This is a genomic window from Petrotoga miotherma DSM 10691, from assembly GCF_002895605.1.
GTDB classification, from domain to species: Bacteria; Thermotogota; Thermotogae; order Petrotogales; family Petrotogaceae; genus Petrotoga; species Petrotoga miotherma.
In genome coordinates this window covers 56140-77624 of sequence record NZ_AZRM01000023.1, presented here as the reverse complement: position 1 = coordinate 77624, position 21485 = coordinate 56140, and the positions used below count along the sequence as shown (strand labels likewise).

The following is a 21485-nucleotide window of genomic DNA, read 5'->3' as shown; positions in this document are numbered from 1 at the left end:
TTGTGAAAAAACTCAAAGTGCTGACAGTTGTCGGAACAAGACCAGAAATAATAAGACTTTCTCAAGTGATCAAGAAACTAGAGAAATCAGAAGCTATTGATCATTATTTAGTTCACACAGGTCAAAACTATGATTATGAACTCAACGAAGTCTTTTTCAAGGACTTAGAATTAAAAAAGCCTGATTACTTTTTAAATGCCGCCACTGAGAATGCTGTAGAAACTATAGGAAATATTTTGATGAAGATAGATCCTGTTTTAGAAGAAGTTCAACCAGACGCCTTTTTAGTCTTAGGAGACACAAACAGCTGTCTATCTGCCTACGCAGCAAAAAGAAGACATATTCCTGTATTTCATATGGAAGCGGGTAATAGATGTTTCGATCAAAGGGTCCCTGAAGAAATGAATAGAAGAATAGTTGATCAAATAGCGGATATAAACTTAGTATACAGTGATTTAGCAAGAGAACATCTAATTCGAGAAGGGTTCCCTTCTGATAGAGTCATAAAAACAGGAAGCCCAATGTATGAAGTACTTCAAAGTAAAACAAAAGAGATTGAAAAATCTCAGATATTGAGCAAATTGGATTTAAAAGAAAACGAGTATTTTGTGATTTCTGCTCACAGAGAAGAAAATATTAACTCAGAGAAAAATTTCAAAGGCTTAGTTGAGAGTATAAATGCAATTGCCGAAAAATACCGGCTTCCAATAATTTTTAGCACTCACCCAAGAACAAGAAAAAAGATTGAATCAAAAGGAATAAAACTTCATCCATTAATTCGAACTGAAAAACCTTTTGGTTTCATAGATTATATTAAACTACAATTAAATGCCAAAGCCGTTTTAAGTGACAGTGGGACTATAAGCGAAGAAACTTCAATATTAAAACTGAAGGCTCTTAACATTAGAGAAGCTCATGAAAGACCTGAAGCAATGGAAGAAGCCACAGTAATGATGGTGGGGCTTAACAAAGAAAGGATATTTCAAGGATTAGAGATATTAGAAGAACAAGGTAAAGAAACAATAAGGCCTGTGTCAGATTACTTAGTATCCAACGTATCTGAAAAGGTTCTACGAATAATTGTTTCATATACAGATTATGTGAATAGGGTGGTGTGGGGGAAATAAGATGAAAGTATTACAAATAAATACAGTTTGTGGAACTGGAAGCACAGGAAGAATTGCTTCAGACATTCATAAAATGCTTAGAGAACGAGGACATGAAAGCATAGTTGCATATGGTAGGGAAACTGCTTATAATTGTAATAATACTATAAAAATAGGAAACAATTTAGATTTTTATAGACATGCTTTAAAGACAAGAATATTAGACGAACATGGATTTGGTTCAAAAAATGCGACTCGTAAATTCTTAGAAAGAGTAAAAAATTATAACCCGGATATAATTCACCTGCATAACGTACACGGGTATTACATAAATATAGATCTTTTATTCAACTTTTTAAAAGAATACAATAAACCTATCGTATGGACTTTGCACGACTGCTGGGCATTTACAGGGCATTGTGCACATTTCGATTATGCTAATTGTTATAAATGGGAAACTCATTGTCAAAAGTGTCCTGAAAAGAAAAGTTACCCTAAAAGCGTTTTTCTTGATAATTCTTACGACAATTTTGAAAAAAAGAAAGAGTTATTCATCGGTTTAAAAAATATGACTTTAGTTACCCCATCGCAATGGTTGGCAAATTTAGTAAAAAGATCTTTTTTAAAAGAATATCCTGTAAAGGTTATAAACAATGGAATTGATTTGGATGTTTTCAAACCGACTCCAAGTGATTTCAGAAAAAAATACGATTTAGAAAACAAGTTTATTATTCTAGGTGTTGCAAGTCCATGGACAAGAAGAAAAGGCTTAGAATATTTTATCGAACTTTCTAAAATGCTTAGTGACAAAGAAGCAATTATTTTAGTAGGATTATCAAAAAAACAAATACAAGATCTGCCTAAGAATATTACAGGTATAACGAGAACAAACTCAACTAAAGAACTAGCTGAAATATATACCGCAAGTGATGTATTCTTTAACCCTACATTGGAAGAGACCCTTGGATTAACTAATATCGAAGCTCAGGCTTGTGGAACACCAATTATCACTTTTAACACAGGTGGTTCAATTGAAACGATAGATAGCTCAACTGGGTATATAGTTGAAAAAGGAGATTTGCAAAAGGTAACAGAGATAATCAAAGAAATGGAAAAAGAGGGAAAACAAAAATATTCAAAGTATTGTATTACAAGAGCAAACAATTATTACAATAAAAGCAAGAAATTTCAGAAATATATTGGATTATATAAGATTTCAATGACTATAAATATAAGAGAAAACACAGAGAATAATCTTTTGAGAAAGGATTAATTATATGCAATTGAAGAAAACTTTTTTAATATTACTACCTTTGATAACACCTTATATTATAGTAGATTTTAGACTTGATCAACTACTCTATCCCTTAATTTTTATGTTTATATTTGTATTTGGTTGGAAGGATAAATTTATTGTTGATTTTTTTGTTCTAGGAACTGTAATTTCCTTCATTCCAGTTTTTATAGGGACTATAAGTAGCAACTATCTGCCAGTTATAAACAACGTTGATATAATTAAAAATACTTATAATATTTTAAAATTATTCCTATTTGTTTATATTGGATATTATTTTTCTAAAAAATGGCATTATGAAAATAAAGATATAATATTTGCTACAAAAATTATTATTATTATATCTTTTGCTGTTAGTTTTTCCCATTTCATTTCAGTAGCATTTTTGAGCTCTGATAATGCTATAACTGAATTTCTAATTAAAAATTATCATCTTCTTCCCCAATCTACTTTAAGTTTTAGATATCCTGGGTTATTTATGCAACCAGCCACTTACGGCATTTATTTTATATTTCTTTCTTTTTTTGTGATTTCTTTAAATATGCCTAAAGTATACTTGCTACTACTATTTCTAAACGGACTTTTAGCTAATACCAAGGTGTTTTTATTTTCTATACCGGTTGTTATATTGATGATGATAAATTTTAAAAAAGTTAAAATAAGTTTCGATTTTAAAACTATAGCAATTTGGTCGATATTAATAATCGCTATATTTGCTTTTTTTAACATTTTTTCTGAAGAAATTCTCAGAGTTATCAATCGCTGGGAAATCTTTTTCGAGGATCCTCTTGCAGGGCGTGGTGAAAACGTAATAGCGGAAAACATTAATTATATTCTAAAAACGGCACCTCTCTTTGGTAATGGTTTTACTAAAAATCCAGTTATTAGCGAAATATATGGAATTTGGGATTCAATGTATAATGAAGAACTGACTTTCGGAGGAATAACATTTTTAACTATTAGATTTCTCATTATTTTTTATTTATTTAATTTAGCCTTTTCAAGCATTTCTAGTAAAAAAAATATACTTCTTCTTGTATTTATTCTTTATACAGCTGGAATAGGAATTCATCCTTTTTTTCAACAAAGAATCATCGAAATAGTATCTTTAATCATTGGTATTTTACTGTACAAGAAAAGATATTGCGACAATAATTACAGTAAAGAAATCAACAAATACACTCACTAAAATTTAAGTAGTACTTTCCACGTACGGCGTGTTAGATCATAATTAATTATCAACGAAAATGGGATAATGGTTAGAAAGTATTTATGTCTTTGAAATTGGTTTGCTTTTTTTTTGTTGAAGGTAGTATAATCTTTTTACATTGTTCAAAAATTGAACGAAGGTGTTGAATATCATGCAAGATAATGAGATACTCATATTAGAAGAATTGGAAAAGAATTCTAATATAACTCAAAGAGACCTTTCAGAAAAAACAGGGTTATCCTTAGGAATGGTGAACATACTCTTAAAAAAGTTCATCAAAAAAGGGTTTTTCAAATTAGAAAGGTTAAACAGCAAGAGTTTCAGGTACATATTAACCCCAGAAGGATTCAAAGAAAAGAGTAAAAAGACAATAGAGTATATGAAAATATACTATAGAAGAACATTGTTGATAAAACAAAACATAGAAAGAATAATACAAACATATGGAAGAAATAGAACTTACGTTCTATTTGGGAAAGATAAGGAAATGTAAGAAATAATAGAAGACAATAAACTTAATAAAAACAGGAGGCACCAATGAATCCTCTAATTACTGTTGTTACTGTTACCTTGAATAATAAGAATGGTGTAATAAAGACTCTTGATTCTATCTTAAAACAAAAATATAATAATATCGAGTTAATTGTTGTTGATGGTAAATCTGAAGATGGTACGGAAGAATATATAAAAACCAATAAAAATTTAATAGAGAATAAATTAAAACGATTTTTGTATATATATGAAAAAGACAACGGTATATATGATGCAATGAATAAGGGGATACAAGCGTCAACCGGAGACTGGATAATTTTTATGAATGCAGGAGACACTTTTTTTGGTGATGAAGTTATCTCCAAAATATTTGAAGATGACTCCATTTTTAAGGAAGCGGCCATCATCTATGGAAAGACTAATTTAATAACTAATGAGAAACTAAAAATGATCCTCAAACCCAAAAATTTGCATAATATAAGTTATAGAATGATTTTTTCACACCAATCTGTTTTTGTAAGAGCTCATCTATTAAAAAATAATTTATTTTCAAATAATTATAAAATATGTTCAGATTATGATTTCTTCTTACACATGTACCAACAAAAAAGGAAATTTAAAGAAACAGATCTGATTATATCGAATTTTGAAGAAACAGGTGTTTCCTCAAATAACAAACTCAAGGTATGTTATGAAACAAAAGAAATATCACTGAAATATGCCTCCAAAAAAGCGCAAAAGATAAAGATATATATTATATTTTATACCACTATTATAAAAATCTTTATAAAAAAATTGCTTCCCCTTTCATTAATTTTCAAGATTAGAAAGCTGAAAAATTCGATATATTCTAAAACAAATAAAAGTAACGCTTAGATAATGATTGAAATCATTTACGATAGATTTGAAAAAAGTACAAAAATAAAAATCTCTCTAAACCTAAAAACAAAAGCAACCATTGTAATTTTTGTTCTGTGATTATATTTTTGATATTGTATTAGCAGGAAAGGAAAAAGGAGGAAACCACATGAAAACCGCACTCATCACAGGAATAACTGGACAGGACGGTAGTTATTTAGCAGAATATCTCCTTGAAAAAGGATATACAGTTCACGGGATAATAAGAAGATCCTCTTCTTTCAACACAAAAAGAATAGATAACATATACCAAGATCCTCATGAAAAAAATAGAAGATTGATCCTATACTATGGAGATTCGACTGATTCCACAAACTTAATAAGAATCATGAAAGAAGTTGAACCCGATGAAGTATACAATTTAGCTGCTCAAAGTCATGTTAAGGTTTCTTTTGAATCGCCAGAATACACTGCTGAAACGGTAGCTTTAGGAACATTAAAGATTCTTGAAGCTATCAAACTATTAGGATTGGAAAAAAAGACAAAGTTTTATCAAGCAAGTACATCTGAATTATACGGAAAAGCGCAAGAAATACCTCAAACAGAGAAAACACCTTTCTATCCGCGAAGCCCATACGCTGCTGCAAAGTTATACGCCTATTGGATAACTATAAATTACAGAGAAGCATACGGATTACACGCCTCTAATGGCATACTTTTTAACCACGAATCACCAAGAAGAGGTGAGACCTTCGTCACAAGAAAAATCACAAGGGCAGCGACAAGAATACTTGTTGGAAGGCAACAAAAGTTATACTTAGGAAATTTATCAGCCAAAAGAGATTGGGGTTATGCCCCTGATTATGTAAAAGCCATGTGGCTGATGCTCCAACAAGATGAACCAGATGACTATGTAATAGCAACGGGAGAAACACACAGTGTAAGGGAATTCTGTGAAGAAACCTTTAATAACTTAGGGGTTAGCATAAGATGGAAAGGCGAAGAAAGAAATGAGAAAGGCGTAGTTGACAGTTTAGAGAGAGAAAAACTCGAACAAGTGCTTGGTGATATCAAAACGCCACTAAAAGTAGGGGATACAATAATAGAAGTTGATCCAGTATATTTTAGACCAACAGAAGTCAATTTATTAGTTGGAGACCCAACAAAAGCAAAAGAAAAACTAAAGTGGGAACCACAAGTGAAATTCAAAGAACTTGTAAAAATAATGGTAGAAAACGATCTAAACCTTGCATTGAAAGAAAATCAAAGAAACGAATGGATAAAAGAGTAGAAAATATTTGAAAGGGGTTCTTTTTAATGAATAAAGACAGTAAGATATACTTAGCTGGACACACAGGGTTGGTAGGTTCAGCCATATACAGAAAATTGAAAAAAGAAGGATACACGAATATAATAACAAGAACACACAAAGAATTAGACTTAGCAAACCAACAACAAACTCAAGAGTTTTTCAAAAAAGAAAGACCTGAGTATGTTTTTTTAGCAGCAGCAAAGGTTGGAGGGATAAAAGCAAACGACACATATCCAGCAGATTTTGCTTACATCAACATAATGATTGAAAGCAATGTAATTAAAGCATCATATGACTACGGGGTAAAGAAATTACTCTTTCTTGGAAGTTCATGTATATATCCAAAACTATGCCCACAACCAATAAAGGAAGAATATCTACTCACAGGACCTTTAGAACCAACGAACGAGGCGTATGCGATAGCAAAGATAGCGGGATTAAAAATGTGCCAATACTTCAACAAACAATATGGGACTAACTTCATAAGCGTAATGCCAACAAACTTGTACGGCCCAAACGACAACTTTGATTTGGAAACATCCCACGCATTAGCAGCTATACTAAGAAAATTCCATGAAGCAAAAATAAACAACAAACCACACATTGAGGTATGGGGAACAGGCAATCCAAGAAGGGAGTTCCTACATGTAGACGATTTGGCAGATGCTGTATTACATCTTATGAACAACTACGATGGAAATGAACCAATAAACATAGGGACAGGAGAAGATTTAACGATAAAAGAACTCGCACAATTGATAAAAGAAGTTGTAGGATACGAAGGAGAAATAAGATTCGACACAACCAAACCTGATGGAACACCAAGAAAGCTTTTAGATGTAACAAGATTGCATAGCACTGGATGGAGACATAAGATAGAATTGAAAGAAGGATTAGAACTTACATACCAGTGGTTTAAGGAGAATTGGGGAAGTTAAAGAGGTTGCATTCACTAAAATAAAAGTGATTCTTTTTACTAACAATTGCGTTGATTAGCCTTAGTTGATATAGTTAACAAAAATCAATCAGATGTTGAAATCAAAAAACGTTGAAAAAGTTGAGGAATGGATAGAAAAAGCTAATAATCTAAAAATCAGAAAGATAGATAAATTTGTGAATGGGTTAAAAAGAGATAGATAAGCGGTTAGAAAAGCATTATATATAAATACAACAATGGACTAGCAGAAGGTTCTGTGAATAAACTAAAAGTTATTAAAAGGATAATGTATGGAAGAAACAAATTTGAGATGTTGAGACAGAAAGTTCTTTTTCTTGGGAATAATGGATAATTCAACAATCAGTGGAAAGAACCAGTATTCGGTTAGCCATATCAAGCGAATTAATGGAGTTGTTAGGGGATGAAAAATAATGAAAGTATTACACATAGTAGCAGGCGAATTAAGCGGTGGTGCTGCACGTGGAGCATATTGGCTACATTGTGGATTAAGAGAACTGGGAGTAGAAAGCAAGGTATTTACAAATAGTAAAATCACTTATGACGACGATAATGTTATTACGACTGTGAAGTCAAAAAAAGATAAAGTTCTTAATATCATACGAGGGCATCTTGATAACGTGTTTTTATTCTTTTATCCCAAAAGAAAACGGACAGCATTTAGCACTGGAATGTTCGGAGTAAATTTTACAAAAGTAAAAGAATACAAGGAAGCTGATATTATTCATCTACACTGGATAAATGGAGGATTTGTGAATATCAAGCATTTGGGTAAGGTAGATAAGCCAATAGTGTGGACTATGAGAGATATGTGGCCGATGACAGGGGGATGCCACTATTCTATGGGATGCAAAAAGTACAAAACAGGCTGCGGTAATTGTGAACAATTGAAAAGTACTAGGAGTTATGATCTTTCAAAGTTAGTCTTAAATAGAAAAAAGAAATATCTCCCAAAAAGCATAAAATTGGTTGGAATAAGCCAGTGGTTGTCTGATGAAGCAAAGGAAAGCGAACTGTTTCGGAAGTTCGATGTTCGGACAATATCAAACAATATTGATACAAATGAGTTTTTTCCGGTGAATAAAAATGTGGCGAGAGCTATTTTAGGTATTAACACAGATAAAAAAGTGGTTTTATGTGGGGCTATTAATCTTCATGATTTTTATAAAGGTTTTAGTAAGTATATAGAATCGCTGAATTATTTAGATAAAGAGAGTTACTTTTTATGCTTTTTTGGCAATGTAGATAAAAGTGTAGTTGAAGATTTAGGATTTGAGTATAAAAGTTTTGGATATTTGCATGATAACATTTCTTTAAGACTTGCTTACAGTAGTGCAGATGTTTTTATCGCACCAAGTCTGATGGATGCTTTTGGTAAAACATTGGCAGAGTCTATGGCGTGTGGTACTCCTGTGGTATGCTTTGACGCAACAGGGCCAAAAGATATAGTAACGCATAAAGTTGATGGATATAAAGCCAAGCCATATGAAAGCAAAGATTTAGCTTATGGCATCGAGTGGGTATCTCACACTGAAAACTATGATGAACTTTGTAAAAATGCTAGAGAAAAAGTAGTTAGAGAATTTGACAGCAAAATAGTGGCTAAAAAATATATAGATCTTTATCAAGAAATTTTGACTAGTAATGGTTCTCTCACGAAAACCTCAGGTAATTAAGCTGGAAGTAAACTAGGTATCCTTATTTTTATAAAGAAATGGAAAAAACTTTACTGAAGTTGAAGTGTATCATATGTGCTTTAATATTTACTGAAGATTTGGAACTTAGCTGCTTTTTTTGGAATTCGGAGATAGGTTAATTGTATTACGTTGTTGTTCTATCTTTGATGTTTAGTCTGCTTCTGTCATATTCGGTATGTGTTCAAACAATTTGGGTAGTGCTTTTCTAACCTCTTATATTTTGCACTTTTATAAATAATACCAAATTCTTTAAACATTTGCTCATACTTTATTTTACCTATTCACTATTTCTGGAAGGAAATCAAAAGAAATAGTTTTCCTTAACTTTAACGATTTATTCTATTCACTAAAAGGAGTTGACCGATAAATGAAAATCACAGTTGTAGGTCTGGGATATGTGGGCTTATCATTGGCAGTACTACTTTCTCAACATAATGAAGTATTAGCCTTAGATGTGATAAAAGAAAAAGTAGACATGATTAACAACAAAAAATCACCCATAACAGACAAAGAAATACAAGACTACTTAAATACAAAAAATCTTAATTTAACAGCCACAACTGACAAGCAAAAGGCTTATAAAGATGCAAAATATATAATAATAGCAACCCCTACAGATTATGACACAGAAAGAAACTATTTTGATACAAGTTCTGTTGATAGTGTTATAAAAGATGTACTTGAAATCAACCCAAAGGCAATAATGATAATAAAATCAACTATTCCCGTTGGATATACCAAAGAAGCAAGAGAAAAGTTCAAAACGGAGAATATAATATTTTCTCCAGAATTCCTAAGAGAAGGAAAGGCCTTATACGATAACTTGTACCCTTCAAGAATAGTCATTGGAGAAAAGAGTAAAAGAGCAAAATTATTTGCAGATTTATTATTACAAGGAGCAATAAAAAAAGATGTCCCAACATTATTCACAGACTCCACAGAAGCCGAAGCGATAAAATTATTTGCCAACACATATTTAGCTATGAGAGTATCTTTCTTCAATGAATTGGACACCTTTGCTGAAATAAGAGGATTAGACACTAAACAAATAATAGAAGGAGTATGTTTAGATCCTAGAATAGGAAACTTCTACAACAACCCTTCATTTGGCTATGGTGGGTACTGTCTTCCAAAGGATACAAAGCAATTATTAGCAAATTATGAAAATGTACCGAATAGTTTAATGACAGCCATAGTAGAAGCAAACAGAACAAGAAAGGAACACATAGCAAATATGGTAATAAAAAGAAATCCAAAAGTAGTTGGAATATATAGATTAACAATGAAAAAAGATTCAGATAACTTCAGGCAATCAGCTATTTTAGATGTCATGCAGATCTTAAGAAAATACGGAATTGATATAATTATTTACGAACCAGAACTAAAGGAAAACAACTTTTATCATTTAGAAGCAATTAACGACATTAACCAATTCAAACAAAAAGCAGAGTTAATACTGACAAACAGAATGCATGATGAATTAAAAGATGTTATGGAAAAGGTTTATACTAGAGATTTGTATCAGAGGGATTGAAAAACAATGTTTGCAAAATTCTACTTTTTATAGTATAATCTTTTTACATTGTTCAAAAATTGAACGAAGGTGTTGAATATAATGCAAGATAATGAGATACTCATTTTAGAAGAATTGGAAAAGAACTCTAATATAACCCAAAGAGGACTTTCAGAAAAAACAGGATTATCATTGGGAATGGTGAATAGACTTTTAAAAAAGTTCATTAAAAAAGGCTTTGTTAAATTAGAAAAGTTAAACAACAAGAGTTTTAGGTACATATTAACGCCAGAAGGATTCAAAGAAAAGAGTAAAAAGACAATTGAATATATGAAGATATACTATAGAAGGACGTTGTTGATAAAACAAAACATAGAAAGAACGATACAAACATATGGAAGAAATAGAACTTACGTTCTATTTGGGAAAGATAAAGAAATGAAGGAAATTATAGAAGGGATATTGAAAGAGTTGAGAGTTAAATACATAACAGAAAACGATGTTGAAAAAATAGAAAGTACTAACGTTGTACTATACTGGAATGTTGAGGATAGAGAGAAACTCGAAGGTTTGAAGAGTGAGTTTTTGATGGATAGCATTTAAGTAAATATTGAGATCAAAGAAAGTTGAAAAAGTTGAAGAATGGATAAAAAAAGCTAGTAATCTAAAAATAGGGAAATCCTTTTTCTTGAAAAGAATGGATGTAATTCAACAATCAGTGGAAATAACCAGTATTCGGTTAGCAATAGCAGGGGAATGGATCTTGAGCAATTTTGAAACAGAAGCTCTAATCCCGTATCAAATATATAACACAAGTTAGTAAGCTTGCTATTATATGTGAAATAATGGCACTTAAATTGCCTAAGGCATTGCAATCTATCTATACAAAAAGGAGAAGAGCGTGTATAAAAAAATGAAATTACAAGTAGAGCCAAACCATTATTTCAATGAATTTTACGACAGCAAAGAACGCTGGATTAGCTATTGGCATCAAATTAACGAAATTATTAAATTAAATCCAAAAAGAGTGCTTGAAATTGGAATTGGAAATAGCTTTGTGTCTAAATATCTTAAAGAGAGGAAATTAAATATAGTGACTTTAGACATTGATAGCAGATTAAATCCAGATGTGGTGGGAAGTGTTTTAAATATACCCCTTAAAGATAATTCTTTTGATGTTGTAGCTTGTTATGAAATTTTGGAACATTTGCCTTATGAAAATTTTAATAGGGCTCTCTCTGAGATATTCCGAGTCTCTAATTCTTACGCAATTATATCTTTACCAGATGTAAGCAGAGTTTATCGTCTATATGTTCATATTCCTAAAGTGAGTGTATTCAAGAGATTGATTCCATTACCAAGAATCAAAAGCCCAATTCACAAATTCGATGGAGAGCATTACTGGGAAATAGGGAAAGCTGGGTATCCATTAAATAGAATTATAAAGGACATCCAAAAAGCAGGATTTAAAATTGAGAAAACCTATAGAATATTTGAAAATCCATATCACAGGTTTTTTATAGCGAGAAAGGAGAAATAAAATTTATGCTAAAAGAAAATCCAAAAAGTTTCAGTCAACATTCCAACCTACAACTAATCTCTTTTCTTAAATGGATATCTTAGTAATTTACGCTTAAATTATATTTATTATAAATGCCCTTTTGCGATAATGCCCAGAGCGGGGAATATTACTTTGGGAGATTATTGGGGAGTTCCCAGAAAATTTGATAATGGTAATAAAGGGTATTTTACAGTTCTTATAAGCAATAAAAAGGGAGAAAAACTATTTTTTAGTTTAGCGAATGTGGTTTTTTTTAAATGCAGATCTTGAAAACATAACGAAAAGAAATTTTAAGTTGTTTAAAGGATATTACAAAAATTTTGAATTAAAAGAAAAAGTAATGAACGATTTTAATAAAAATGGATTTAATTACGTTAGGAAAAAATATCTTAAAGAACAACCATTTATTATCGTTATATTTCGAAAAACTTTCTCTAAAGTAAAACACATGGGAAAAATAACTTTGAAAAAGATTCTATCCAAACAAATGGATGATTAAATTTGAAAGGTGAAAAGAATTGAATCAGTATAAATCCTTAGTCAGAAATTCTTTTTTGTTTGCAGTTGGAAGTATTGGATCCAAGACTATTTCTTTTTTTATGTTACCTCTGTATACAAGGCTTTTATCAACTAACGATTATGGACAACTCGATGTTTTACAAACAACTATTTCTTTGTTGATTCCTTTGGTTACTTTTCAAGCAATAGAAGCTGTGTTTCGTTATTCTGTCGATATGAGAGAAAAAGTTTATGCTTCAAGTGTTTTAATAAACGGGCTTTTTCTTAGTTTGGTTGGCATCGTTATATCGTTCATACTTTTTCCTCTCTTCACAAGCTTTGAGCCTTTTTCTTCTTATACTTCTTTATTCTACTCAATAATGATTCTTTCGATGATTGACGGCATTATGAAGCAGTTCGTAAGAGGTTTAGAGAAAATTAAAACCTTTGTTGCTTCTGATTTGGGATATACCGCTTCCTTCGTCTTTTTTAATATAGTTTTTCTTGTTTATTTAAAAATGGGGTTAAGCGGTTATTTTCTTTCTATGGTTTTGGGACATTTAGTCAGTATTGTAATTATCTTAGTTTTTGGCAGAATTTTTAAATATTTAAATTTCAAAGCTTTTGATAAATCATTGTTGAAGACTATGCTTATTTATTCGATACCTTTAATTCCTAACGGTTTGATGTTGTGGATCATGAATGTTTCTGATAGGTACATGTTAACTTATTTTTTAGGGTTCAGTGCAACGGGTATATATTCAGTTTCTTATAAATTTCCTTCCCTTATTACCCTTGTGAATGGGATTTTTTTTCAGGCATATCAACTCTCTGCTATTCAAGAGTATGGAAAGAAAGGTTACGAAGATTTTTATAAAAATATCTTCGGGGTATTATCTTCCCTCTTGTTTGTGGTAACTGGGTTGATTTTGTTGATTCTAAAACCATTAATGAGTGTATTTGTTTCTGAAGCATTTTACGAAGCATGGAAATATGTACCTTTGTTACTAGTTGGAACTGTATTTCAAGCTTTTTCAAGCTTTTTTGGAACTAATTATACAGCTTCTAAAAAAACAAAAGGTGCTTTTTCGACAACTATATTTGGTGCAGTGGTAAATATTGGCATAAATATTATATTGATACCTCTGTGGGGGATTCAAGCAGCAGCTTTCTCTACTATGGCGGCTTATTTGGCGGTGTGGTTAATGAGAATTATTGATACAAAGAAATTTGTTGGAATAAGAATCGATTGGAAAAGTATAAGTCTTTCAATTGTTGTCATTGCTCTTCAATTTGTTGGTTTGTATTTCGTTGAAAATAGATATTTGTTTTTTGTTGGAGAAACGGTTTTGGTTGTGGCTTTGTTGTTCATACAAAGGAAGTATATAAAACAAGTTTATAATTTTGGTATGAATTTGCTGAAGGAACTACGCGCCTCTGCAAATTGATGAATTTATAAGTGCACTTGGCAAAACCAAAAGAGAACCAAAAACGGGTGTTAGCTAAATGAATATGGTTTTTTCTATCGATAATTAAGGATTATAATCTTTTTATACTGTTTAAAAATTGAATCAAGGTGTTGGAAATTACTATGGAACTTACGAAGCTCAAGAGATATTTGACCAGTTTAAACCCGAAGAGATAGGAATAGTGCCACTAAAATTTGAACATGCGTTTTATTGTAAGAAGTGTGAAAACATGGCAACGGCAAAAACATGTCCACACGGAAAAGAAGACCATGTGTTCCTTAGTGGGACAAAGGTAAGGGAGATGCTTTCAAAAGGAGAAAAACCACCAAAAGAGTTCATAAGAGCCGAGGTAGCAGAAATACTGATGAAATACTATATGGGTAAGTGATTTAGTTAATTATTAGATAAAATATTAGATTGTTGAAAATATACAAGGCGTCTGCATAAGGCGTCTTTTTTTATTGGTTGAGCCTTTATGTTTTCGACTGTAGAATCCAAGCTTAGCAAGTACAAATCTTTTGATTAATATTATAGAGAAGCTTTTTTCCACTAAAAACTGATTATTAAAACAGAATTTCTACCCAATCTTTTCATTGACATATAGTATAATCTAATGCGAGGGGGAATTGAGTTGTGAAATAAAGCAAAAGTGCACTAAATTTTTTTGATGTTAAAACCTTAATTATATTTGGAGTTGATAAATAGTGAAGGTATTGTTCATAACGAATTTGTTGCCATTTTCTCATAATCCTGCACGTGGAATTTTCATAACAAATAGGCTTAAAACTATGCAGAGTTTTAATATAAACTTCGTTGTTTATGGTATTACTTCTAAAGATTCTTTTGGAATAAAACTTTTGAAAAAGATTCTTTCTATACCAAGCGTAAATTCTACTGATTCATTTTATGAAGTCGATGGTGTAAAATACAAATATGCGTTTTTTAGTAGAAGTTTAGGTGATGTCTTTAATTCGAGAGTATTGAAGAAAAATAATCAAATTAAAGATTCAAAAGAAGTTGCAGAGGATCTGTTTAATAAAATTAAGGATGACGAGTTTGATATAATCCATGCCCATGGGATGTATGACGCACCTGCTGGATTAGTTGCTAAAGTATTGTCTGAAAAGTTAAATATTCCGTATGTAGTTACTTGCCATGGTAGTGATATAAACTTAGCAATGCCTAAGGCAAAAGAATTGTACGTTGATATTTTAGAAAATGCTGCAAGGGTCATCTTTGTAAGTAATGCCTTATTAAATAAAGCTAAATCTTTTGGATATGCTGGTGAGAATTCTGTTGTTATTCCCAACGGAATTGAACCAGATATCTTTAAACCTTTGGATAAAGAAAAGATAAAAGAAGAACTGGGGTTATCTAAAAAGGTTGTTGGGTTTGTAGGTGGATTGAAGAAAGTAAAAAGGGCAGATAAATTGCCCGATATTTTTTCTTATATATCTTCAATCTACGATACTGAGTTTTTAGTTGTTGGAAATGGTGAGTTAAAAGAAAATATTGAAAATGAATGTAAGAAAAGAAGGTTGAAGGTTAATTTTGTTGGAAGTGTTTCTCATGAAGAGGTACCTTATTATATGAATGCGATGGATGTGATGATACTTCCAAGTAGGAATGAAGGATTTGGGGCTGTTGTTATAGAAGCACAGGGGTGTGGGGTGGCTGTTGTTGGTAGCGGTAACGGAGGTATACCTGAGGCAATTGGAGATGGAGGAGTAGTTGTCAAGGAAGGAGAAGAGTTTGAAAAAAGGTTTGCTGAATCGGTTGTAAAATTATTAGAAAATCCAATTGATGGTAGTTATTTAAGAAATAGGGCTTTGGGGTTTTCGTGGGAGAGTATTGTAGAAAAGGAAATAGAGGTGTATAACGAAGCTTTAAATAGATTTGGAGGAAGTAATGCCTAAAGAGAGAGAATTTATTAAATCTTTTTTTCAGTTTTCAATGGGTCAATGGATAGCTGCTTTGATTTCTTTCATCACTACTCCTATTACCACTTGGCTTATAATCCCAGAAGAGTTTGGTAAGGCATCGATGTTCACCTTAGCTTTCAATTTGCTTCTCAATATCGCACTTCTTGGAGCGGATCAGAGTTTTGTTCGGATGTTTTATGAAAGGTCTGAGGATAAGAGAAGGGATTTACTTTGGGATTCTTTGTTGCCTAGTTTGAGTATAGGCTTTGTGGTTTTTGTTGTAATTGGTATTTTTTGGAGAGAGCTTTCTTTTGTTCTTTTTGGGGATTATACTCATTTTCTTCCGATTTTTCTGTTGGGGGTTACTATACTAGTTGGTATTTTAGAAAGATTTTCCACATTGGCTGTTCGGATGAAAAAAAGAGGTATCGCTTTTTCTACATTGAGGGTAATAAACGGAGTAACAAATGCGGTTTTTACGATTTTATACGCCCTTTTTGTTTCAAGAAGCTTTTATGCAGTTATAGTAGGTCTGTTTTTTTCTCATATAGTTACCGCTTTATTAGCGATCTTTTTTGAAAGAGAATTGTGGTTTGGTAAGTTCAAGGTCGATTTTAATTCGATAAAAGGGATTGTTAGATACGGTCTTCCTTTTGTTCCTACTTTTCTAATTATGTGGCTTTTTCAATCGATAGATAGGTTGGCGTTGAGGAATTATTCTGATTTTACAGAGATAGGTTTGTATTCTGCTGCTTTCAAAGTGGTTGCGGTGATGAATTTAATCCAAACGGGGTTTACTATGTTTTGGACTCCCGTTTCTTATGAAAGTTATGAAAAAGAGCCAGAGAGTAAAGGGATTTTTGAGAAGACTTCTGTCATCATCGCTGCAGCGATGTTTGTGTTTGGATTGCTGATAGTTGTGTTTAAAGATGTGATATTTTTGCTTTTAGAAAGCTCTTATAGGCAGGCGGCTGGGATTAGTTCTTTTTTGATTTTGATGCCTATTATGTATACCGTTTCGGAAACGACGGTTGTTGGTATCAATTTTATGAAAAAAACATATTGGCATATGTTGATAGCAACTGTGGCAGCAGGGGTTAACGTGTTTGGGAATTTGATGCTTGTTCCTGTGTATGGTGCAAAAGGTGCAGCATTTTCTACAGGGGTGTCGTATATAGTTTTCTTTTGTATGAGAACGTTTATATCTAAGAGACTGTTCCCTGTTAATTATCATTTGGGTAAATTTTTCATTAGTACGTTTGTTTTTGTGATCGTTGCTTTTATAAACACTTTTGTTCCTAATTTGGTTTTTCAGGTTGTGTCTGCTGTTTTGGGTTTGGTCGTTGTAATGTTTGTGTATAGAGACCAAGTGAAATATGTGTTCGATTTGGGAGTTGGTTTGATGAAGGAAGTGAAGGAGAGGGTAGTTAGTAGGTGAAGGAGGGTGTCGGTAGGGCTTTACCAAGGTCACCGAAATACTCATGGAATATTATATGGAAAAGTAATTTAGCTAATTTTTAGATAAAATATTAGATTGTTGAAAATATACAAGACGTCTGCATAAGGCGTCTTTTTTATTGGTTTGAGGTTTTATGTTTTCGACTGTGGAACAAAGCTTGGCAAATTCTGTGAAATTTTTGATATATTTTTAGATTGGTAAATTAAGGTGCAATGTAAGGAGAAAATTTGTTGTTAATTATGTAGTAGAGACACAAAAATTTTTTTAGAAAGGATGTGAAACTAATGATTAAAAAAATAGGGAAAATGTTTTTAAAATAGCTATAGGATACTTTTATTGGATACTTGTACTTTTTTAGAGAACGGTTGAAAGACTTAAAAGAAGGTAAAATATTCAAATGTCTATTTGAAATATCGATTTTTGTATAGTTATTATAGATTGATAATTATCTGATTAAGTTTTTAATTAAGCTTTTGGTAAATATTATAAAGGAACTTTTTTCCACTAAAAGCTGATTATTAAGACAGAACTTATACCCAATCTTTTCACTACCATATAGTATAATCTAATGCGGGGTCATATTTTTTTACCCCGCTTTAGTATTGTTTAAGAGTCCGCCTTTTACAATCATCCTTCTAATACAGCATTGAAAGGTCAATCAAGTATCAGATTTATGGGCGGAAGATGGGTAGCAAACAAACTTTAGAACGAACTTAAAAGTTCAGATATTATAAGCGTTCTATTACCCACTCATTTTTTAAAGAAAATAGTTGTTTATGCTTATATTGTATCATCAAATATCATAGAGGAGAGTAAAATAGCTTTGGGGGTGATTTTGTGAATAAAAAGGTAATAGGTTTAATGATTTTAGCAGTATTTTTTTTAGCACTAACATTAAGCGGAGCACAAATAGAGACAGAATGGACAGTTACTGTCCGCAAAGATGAAATGACGGGTGAAGAGACCAGGTATGTATTATCACCTCTGGTCCTCCCTGTGAGTCCTGTGGGGTTACGCTATCGGAGTATAAAAGCTGGCTTAGGGGTAGGTTATGCTGGAGAAGATGAATGGGTTTATATATGGTTTAATCAGATTCCCATTTTTGATGATACCGAATTTAAAGGTGATTATGAAATAATTAATACGAAAATAAAATGGAATGAGAAAGTAGAAGACGTACAATTGTACCGTGAATGGGCTTCAGATGTTGTTTATTTTTTAGATAGTGAAAACGTTGTTTCTAAAATTATGAATTCAGATATGATGTTGCTTGAGTTAAACTTGGATGGTGAAAGAGTTTATTTTCAATTCCCATTAGAAGGAGCACATAAGGCAATTAATGAATTATATAAAAAGTTCCCTCGTGAAGAAGAGGAGAAGTTGGGTTCTCTATGGACAATTAATGTCAGTAAAGATGTAATGACAGGTGAAGAGACTTGGTATGCATCATCACCCGAGGTCTCTCCTGTGAGTCCAGTGGGTTTACTCTATCGGGGTATAAAAGCTGTCTTAGGTGTAGGTTATGATGGAGAAGATGAATGGGTTTATATACAATTTAACTTCCCCCCCATTCTTGATGATACCGAATTTAAAGGTGATTATGAAATAATTAATACAAGAATAAAATGGGATGATGAAATAGAAGGCGTACAATTGTACAATGATGGACTGGCTTCAGATGTTATTTATTTTTCAGATAATAAAAAAGTTGTTTCTAAAATTATTAATTCAGATACGATGTTGCTTGAGTTGATCTTGTTTGGTGAAGGAAATGTTTATTTTCAATTCCCTTTAGTGGGAGCAGCCGAGGCAATTAATGAATTATATAAAAAGTTCCCGAGTGAAGTAGAAGAATAAGGAGAACGAGGGTTCTCTGTTGGGTTTTCTCCGTGTGTTGGGATTAGCTTATTATATGTTGGGGCAATGATTTGGTGTTTATCCGAATATTACAGAATAAACAAGGTAAGTTTTTAGAAATAATCGAGATATAAAAAAATGAGAACTAATTGTTATATGGATCGAATACAAATAACTTAGTCACTTTAGAAACAGAAAAATTTTGAAAATGGTAGTAGGTTTTTATGAAAATTAGAGAATACAATAAAATAACTCAATTTTCAGCTGAGTTTGACAGTTGCAAGAATGTAAGAATTCTTAAAGTGGCATGAATAATGGCAAAAAAGCGTTTTTTTGCTTTCTCTGTTTTTCAAAAGTGTCACCACATTCCTTTTTTTCTTTATTTATCAGTGCTTTAGCCTTGCGCTTTGCTCCTTTCTAACCCTTTAATTCCCTCATTTTGGTCCTGTAGTTTTAGTTTCTCTATGAATTCCTCATACGAATGCACTTACTAAACGAAAAGTGTACCACCCTATCACACAAATCCTGTATAATAAATTTGAACAAAAAATTGTGGATTTTTGTATTTTAACAAACACAAAAGTCAAAGAGCGATAGCAAAAGGAATGGGGATACACAGAGCGACGGTTAAAAGAGCTATCATGCAAGGAGGATAGAAGAGAAACTTGGTATCAATCAAAAAGAAGGATAGAGGAGACAACTATCGGAATGATATTGCTCATGGACTTTTGTCATTAGAAGCTTTTACAAAAGAAAAGGTTCAACTACTACTTTTGATCTTAATACAATTAGCTTCATATAGTATCACTAAAAAGGATAAATAGAAACTTTAGAAACAGAAAAATTTTGAAAATGGTAGTAGGATTTTATGGTGGTTAAAGAATACGTTAATATAACTCACTTTTCAGAAAATTAATAAAAATGAGTTTCAAATACTGAATAAGGTGCAGGAGGAGAAAGCGATATTTTGAAAGGAATCATTTTTTAAGCCATGATGTAATGGGTGTTTTAGAGTTCTGAAGAGAGTAAAATTATAAAAGATAGGGGGATACGGTATGAGGGCAATGTATGTATCTGATGTTGGAGATGGTTTATGCATGGCTCTTCGCACATCTTATGGAGAAACAATTCAAATTGATTGTGGTAGCCAACAAGGAAGTGATGTAGCATTAAATGGGCTTATGAAATTTTACAATCATTTATCTAGCCCTGACATCTTTATGCTTTCTCACTTTCATTTGGACCATTACAATGGGCTTATGCTGGCTTCCTCTAGGGGTTATTTTCCCATGCCTTGGGAAATAAAGGAAGTGTATTATCCCAAAATTCCTAAGTTTCGGGAAAAAGAAGAATTTATGCTTTGTCTATTAACAATGAATCTTAGAGTTTTTGGCAATGAAACAGGTATTATGGAATATGATTTTTTGAAAACAATATCAAGAATAACCAGAGGGTCTTTTAAATACAAACCTGTTTCTAAAGGTGATGTAATAAATATTGGTGGAACAACCTTTGAGGTTTTATGGCCACCACCAGTAATTGATGAAGAAGGAACTTTGTCTGTAATACGGCAAGCGATAAACGATTTTAATATAGCAATGGAAGCGGATGAAAAAATAAAAGAACTGTATCAACGTGTAGAAAAAGAAGGCTTATTTAGGGCATATTTTGAACAGGAGCAACGAAGTTACTCGGGAGAAAGAGACAATGCCGGTAAATTGGTGAATAACGAATATAAAGAGAAAAAGCTTCCCGATGTTGTCAAGAAGGCAAATGATTCTCTTAGAAAAGCGGCAAATCATTTAAGCCTCGCTCTATTTGAGTACAATGGGCTATTGTTTTTAGGGGATTTGGAGAAATCCGAAATAAGAAAAGTAGTAAATTATTTGGAATCTGTCGGTAAAAAGAGGTTTTATGTGTTTGTAACACCACATCATGGCACACATTGGGACAACTGCTTAAAAAAGATTGATTGCATTTATTCCATCACTTCCAATGGCAGTAAATTACATTCTCACATAAAGCGAGGGTTTAAGGATATATCTAGAATGTCATTTGCAACTTATGTTAATGGCGATATAGTAGTTCCTCCTTTCATGCCTACGAGATCCCACCGATTTTATCCGTGGTGGTTTTATGATGATAAATATTGATGTTGCTTTACCTAAAAGTAAATCAAAAGTTCACTTCGTTCCCCTCATATATGCAATGCTGTACTTAAAAAAAGAAAAGACTTAGCTTGTGGAAAAGCTGACCACAAAGTAAAGGAGGTTGGAAAAATA

Annotated in this window: 19 protein-coding genes and 1 pseudogene; all 20 read left to right on the top strand. The window is 32.1% G+C overall.

The features are described 5' to 3' along the window. Positions 1–2 precede the first annotated feature (2 nt). Positions 3–1127 (top strand): non-hydrolyzing UDP-N-acetylglucosamine 2-epimerase, encoded by a 1125-nt coding sequence (wecB, locus tag X928_RS04745; RefSeq protein ID WP_103078721.1) that lies wholly within the window; start codon positions 3–5, stop codon positions 1125–1127. Position 1128: 1 nt separating this feature from the next. After that, a complete protein-coding gene (locus X928_RS04740) occupies positions 1129–2379 on the top strand; it encodes a glycosyltransferase (protein ID WP_103078720.1) in 1251 nt (416 codons plus the stop codon). A 4-nt stretch (positions 2380–2383) separates the two neighbouring features. Continuing rightward, complete coding sequence (locus X928_RS04735) at positions 2384–3589, top strand: hypothetical protein (protein ID WP_103078719.1); 1206 nt, start codon at positions 2384–2386, stop codon at positions 3587–3589. Between the two features lie 172 nt (positions 3590–3761). Further along, the gene (locus X928_RS04730) at positions 3762–4103 is read left to right on the top strand and encodes a winged helix-turn-helix transcriptional regulator (protein WP_245857178.1); all 342 of its coding nucleotides are present in this window, start codon (positions 3762–3764) and stop codon (positions 4101–4103) included. Between the two features lie 44 nt (positions 4104–4147). After that, a complete protein-coding gene (locus X928_RS04725; protein WP_103078718.1) occupies positions 4148–4978 on the top strand; it encodes a glycosyltransferase family 2 protein in 831 nt (276 codons plus the stop codon). A gap of 151 nt (positions 4979–5129) precedes the next feature. Beyond that, positions 5130–6251, top strand: coding sequence for a GDP-mannose 4,6-dehydratase (gene gmd, locus X928_RS04720; RefSeq protein WP_103078717.1), 1122 nt, complete (start codon positions 5130–5132; stop codon positions 6249–6251). A 26-nt stretch (positions 6252–6277) separates the two neighbouring features. Next, positions 6278–7210, top strand: coding sequence for a GDP-L-fucose synthase (fcl, locus tag X928_RS04715; protein ID WP_103078716.1), 933 nt, complete (start codon positions 6278–6280; stop codon positions 7208–7210). A 430-nt stretch (positions 7211–7640) separates the two neighbouring features. Next, positions 7641–8903 carry a glycosyltransferase family 4 protein gene (locus X928_RS04710; RefSeq protein ID WP_103078715.1) on the top strand — a complete coding sequence of 421 codons (1263 nt, stop codon included), beginning with the start codon at positions 7641–7643 and terminating at the stop codon, positions 8901–8903. Positions 8904–9291: 388 nt separating this feature from the next. Beyond that, entirely contained in the window at positions 9292–10458 is a 1167-nt protein-coding gene (locus X928_RS04705; protein WP_103078714.1) for a nucleotide sugar dehydrogenase, read from the top strand. Between the two features lie 81 nt (positions 10459–10539). Beyond that, on the top strand, positions 10540–11040 hold the full coding sequence (locus tag X928_RS04700; protein ID WP_103078713.1) for a winged helix-turn-helix transcriptional regulator: 501 nt from the start codon (positions 10540–10542) through the stop codon (positions 11038–11040). Between the two features lie 7 nt (positions 11041–11047). Further along, positions 11048–11257: a hypothetical protein gene (locus X928_RS04695; RefSeq protein WP_103078712.1), complete on the top strand. Its 210-nt coding sequence runs from the start codon at positions 11048–11050 to the stop codon at positions 11255–11257. An 81-nt stretch (positions 11258–11338) separates the two neighbouring features. Further along, entirely contained in the window at positions 11339–11977 is a 639-nt protein-coding gene (locus tag X928_RS04690; protein WP_211286447.1) for a class I SAM-dependent methyltransferase, read from the top strand. Between the two features lie 262 nt (positions 11978–12239). Beyond that, a complete protein-coding gene (locus X928_RS04680) occupies positions 12240–12497 on the top strand; it encodes a nitroreductase family protein (protein ID WP_103078710.1) in 258 nt (85 codons plus the stop codon). 19 nt (positions 12498–12516) lie between these two features. Then, entirely contained in the window at positions 12517–13944 is a 1428-nt protein-coding gene (locus X928_RS04675) for an oligosaccharide flippase family protein (RefSeq protein WP_103078709.1), read from the top strand. 127 nt (positions 13945–14071) lie between these two features. Further along, positions 14072–14353, top strand: a pseudogene (gene sat, locus X928_RS04670) (sulfate adenylyltransferase); the annotation flags it as partial. Between the two features lie 316 nt (positions 14354–14669). After that, positions 14670–15881 (top strand): glycosyltransferase, encoded by a 1212-nt coding sequence (locus X928_RS04665; protein ID WP_103078708.1) that lies wholly within the window; start codon positions 14670–14672, stop codon positions 15879–15881. Continuing rightward, positions 15874–17325, top strand: a complete 1452-nt coding sequence (locus X928_RS04660) for a lipopolysaccharide biosynthesis protein (RefSeq protein ID WP_103078707.1) — start codon at positions 15874–15876, stop codon at positions 17323–17325. Before X928_RS04665 ends, X928_RS04660 begins: the two co-directional genes overlap by 8 nt. 858 nt (positions 17326–18183) lie before the next feature. Then, positions 18184–19203, top strand: coding sequence for a hypothetical protein (locus X928_RS04655; protein ID WP_103078706.1), 1020 nt, complete (start codon positions 18184–18186; stop codon positions 19201–19203). A 665-nt stretch (positions 19204–19868) separates the two neighbouring features. Continuing rightward, positions 19869–20027, top strand: a complete 159-nt coding sequence (locus tag X928_RS09990) for a DUF4209 domain-containing protein (RefSeq protein WP_146026632.1) — start codon at positions 19869–19871, stop codon at positions 20025–20027. Positions 20028–20258: 231 nt separating this feature from the next. Further along, on the top strand, positions 20259–21356 hold the full coding sequence (locus X928_RS04650; protein WP_103078705.1) for a ComEC/Rec2 family competence protein: 1098 nt from the start codon (positions 20259–20261) through the stop codon (positions 21354–21356). Positions 21357–21485 lie beyond the last annotated feature (129 nt).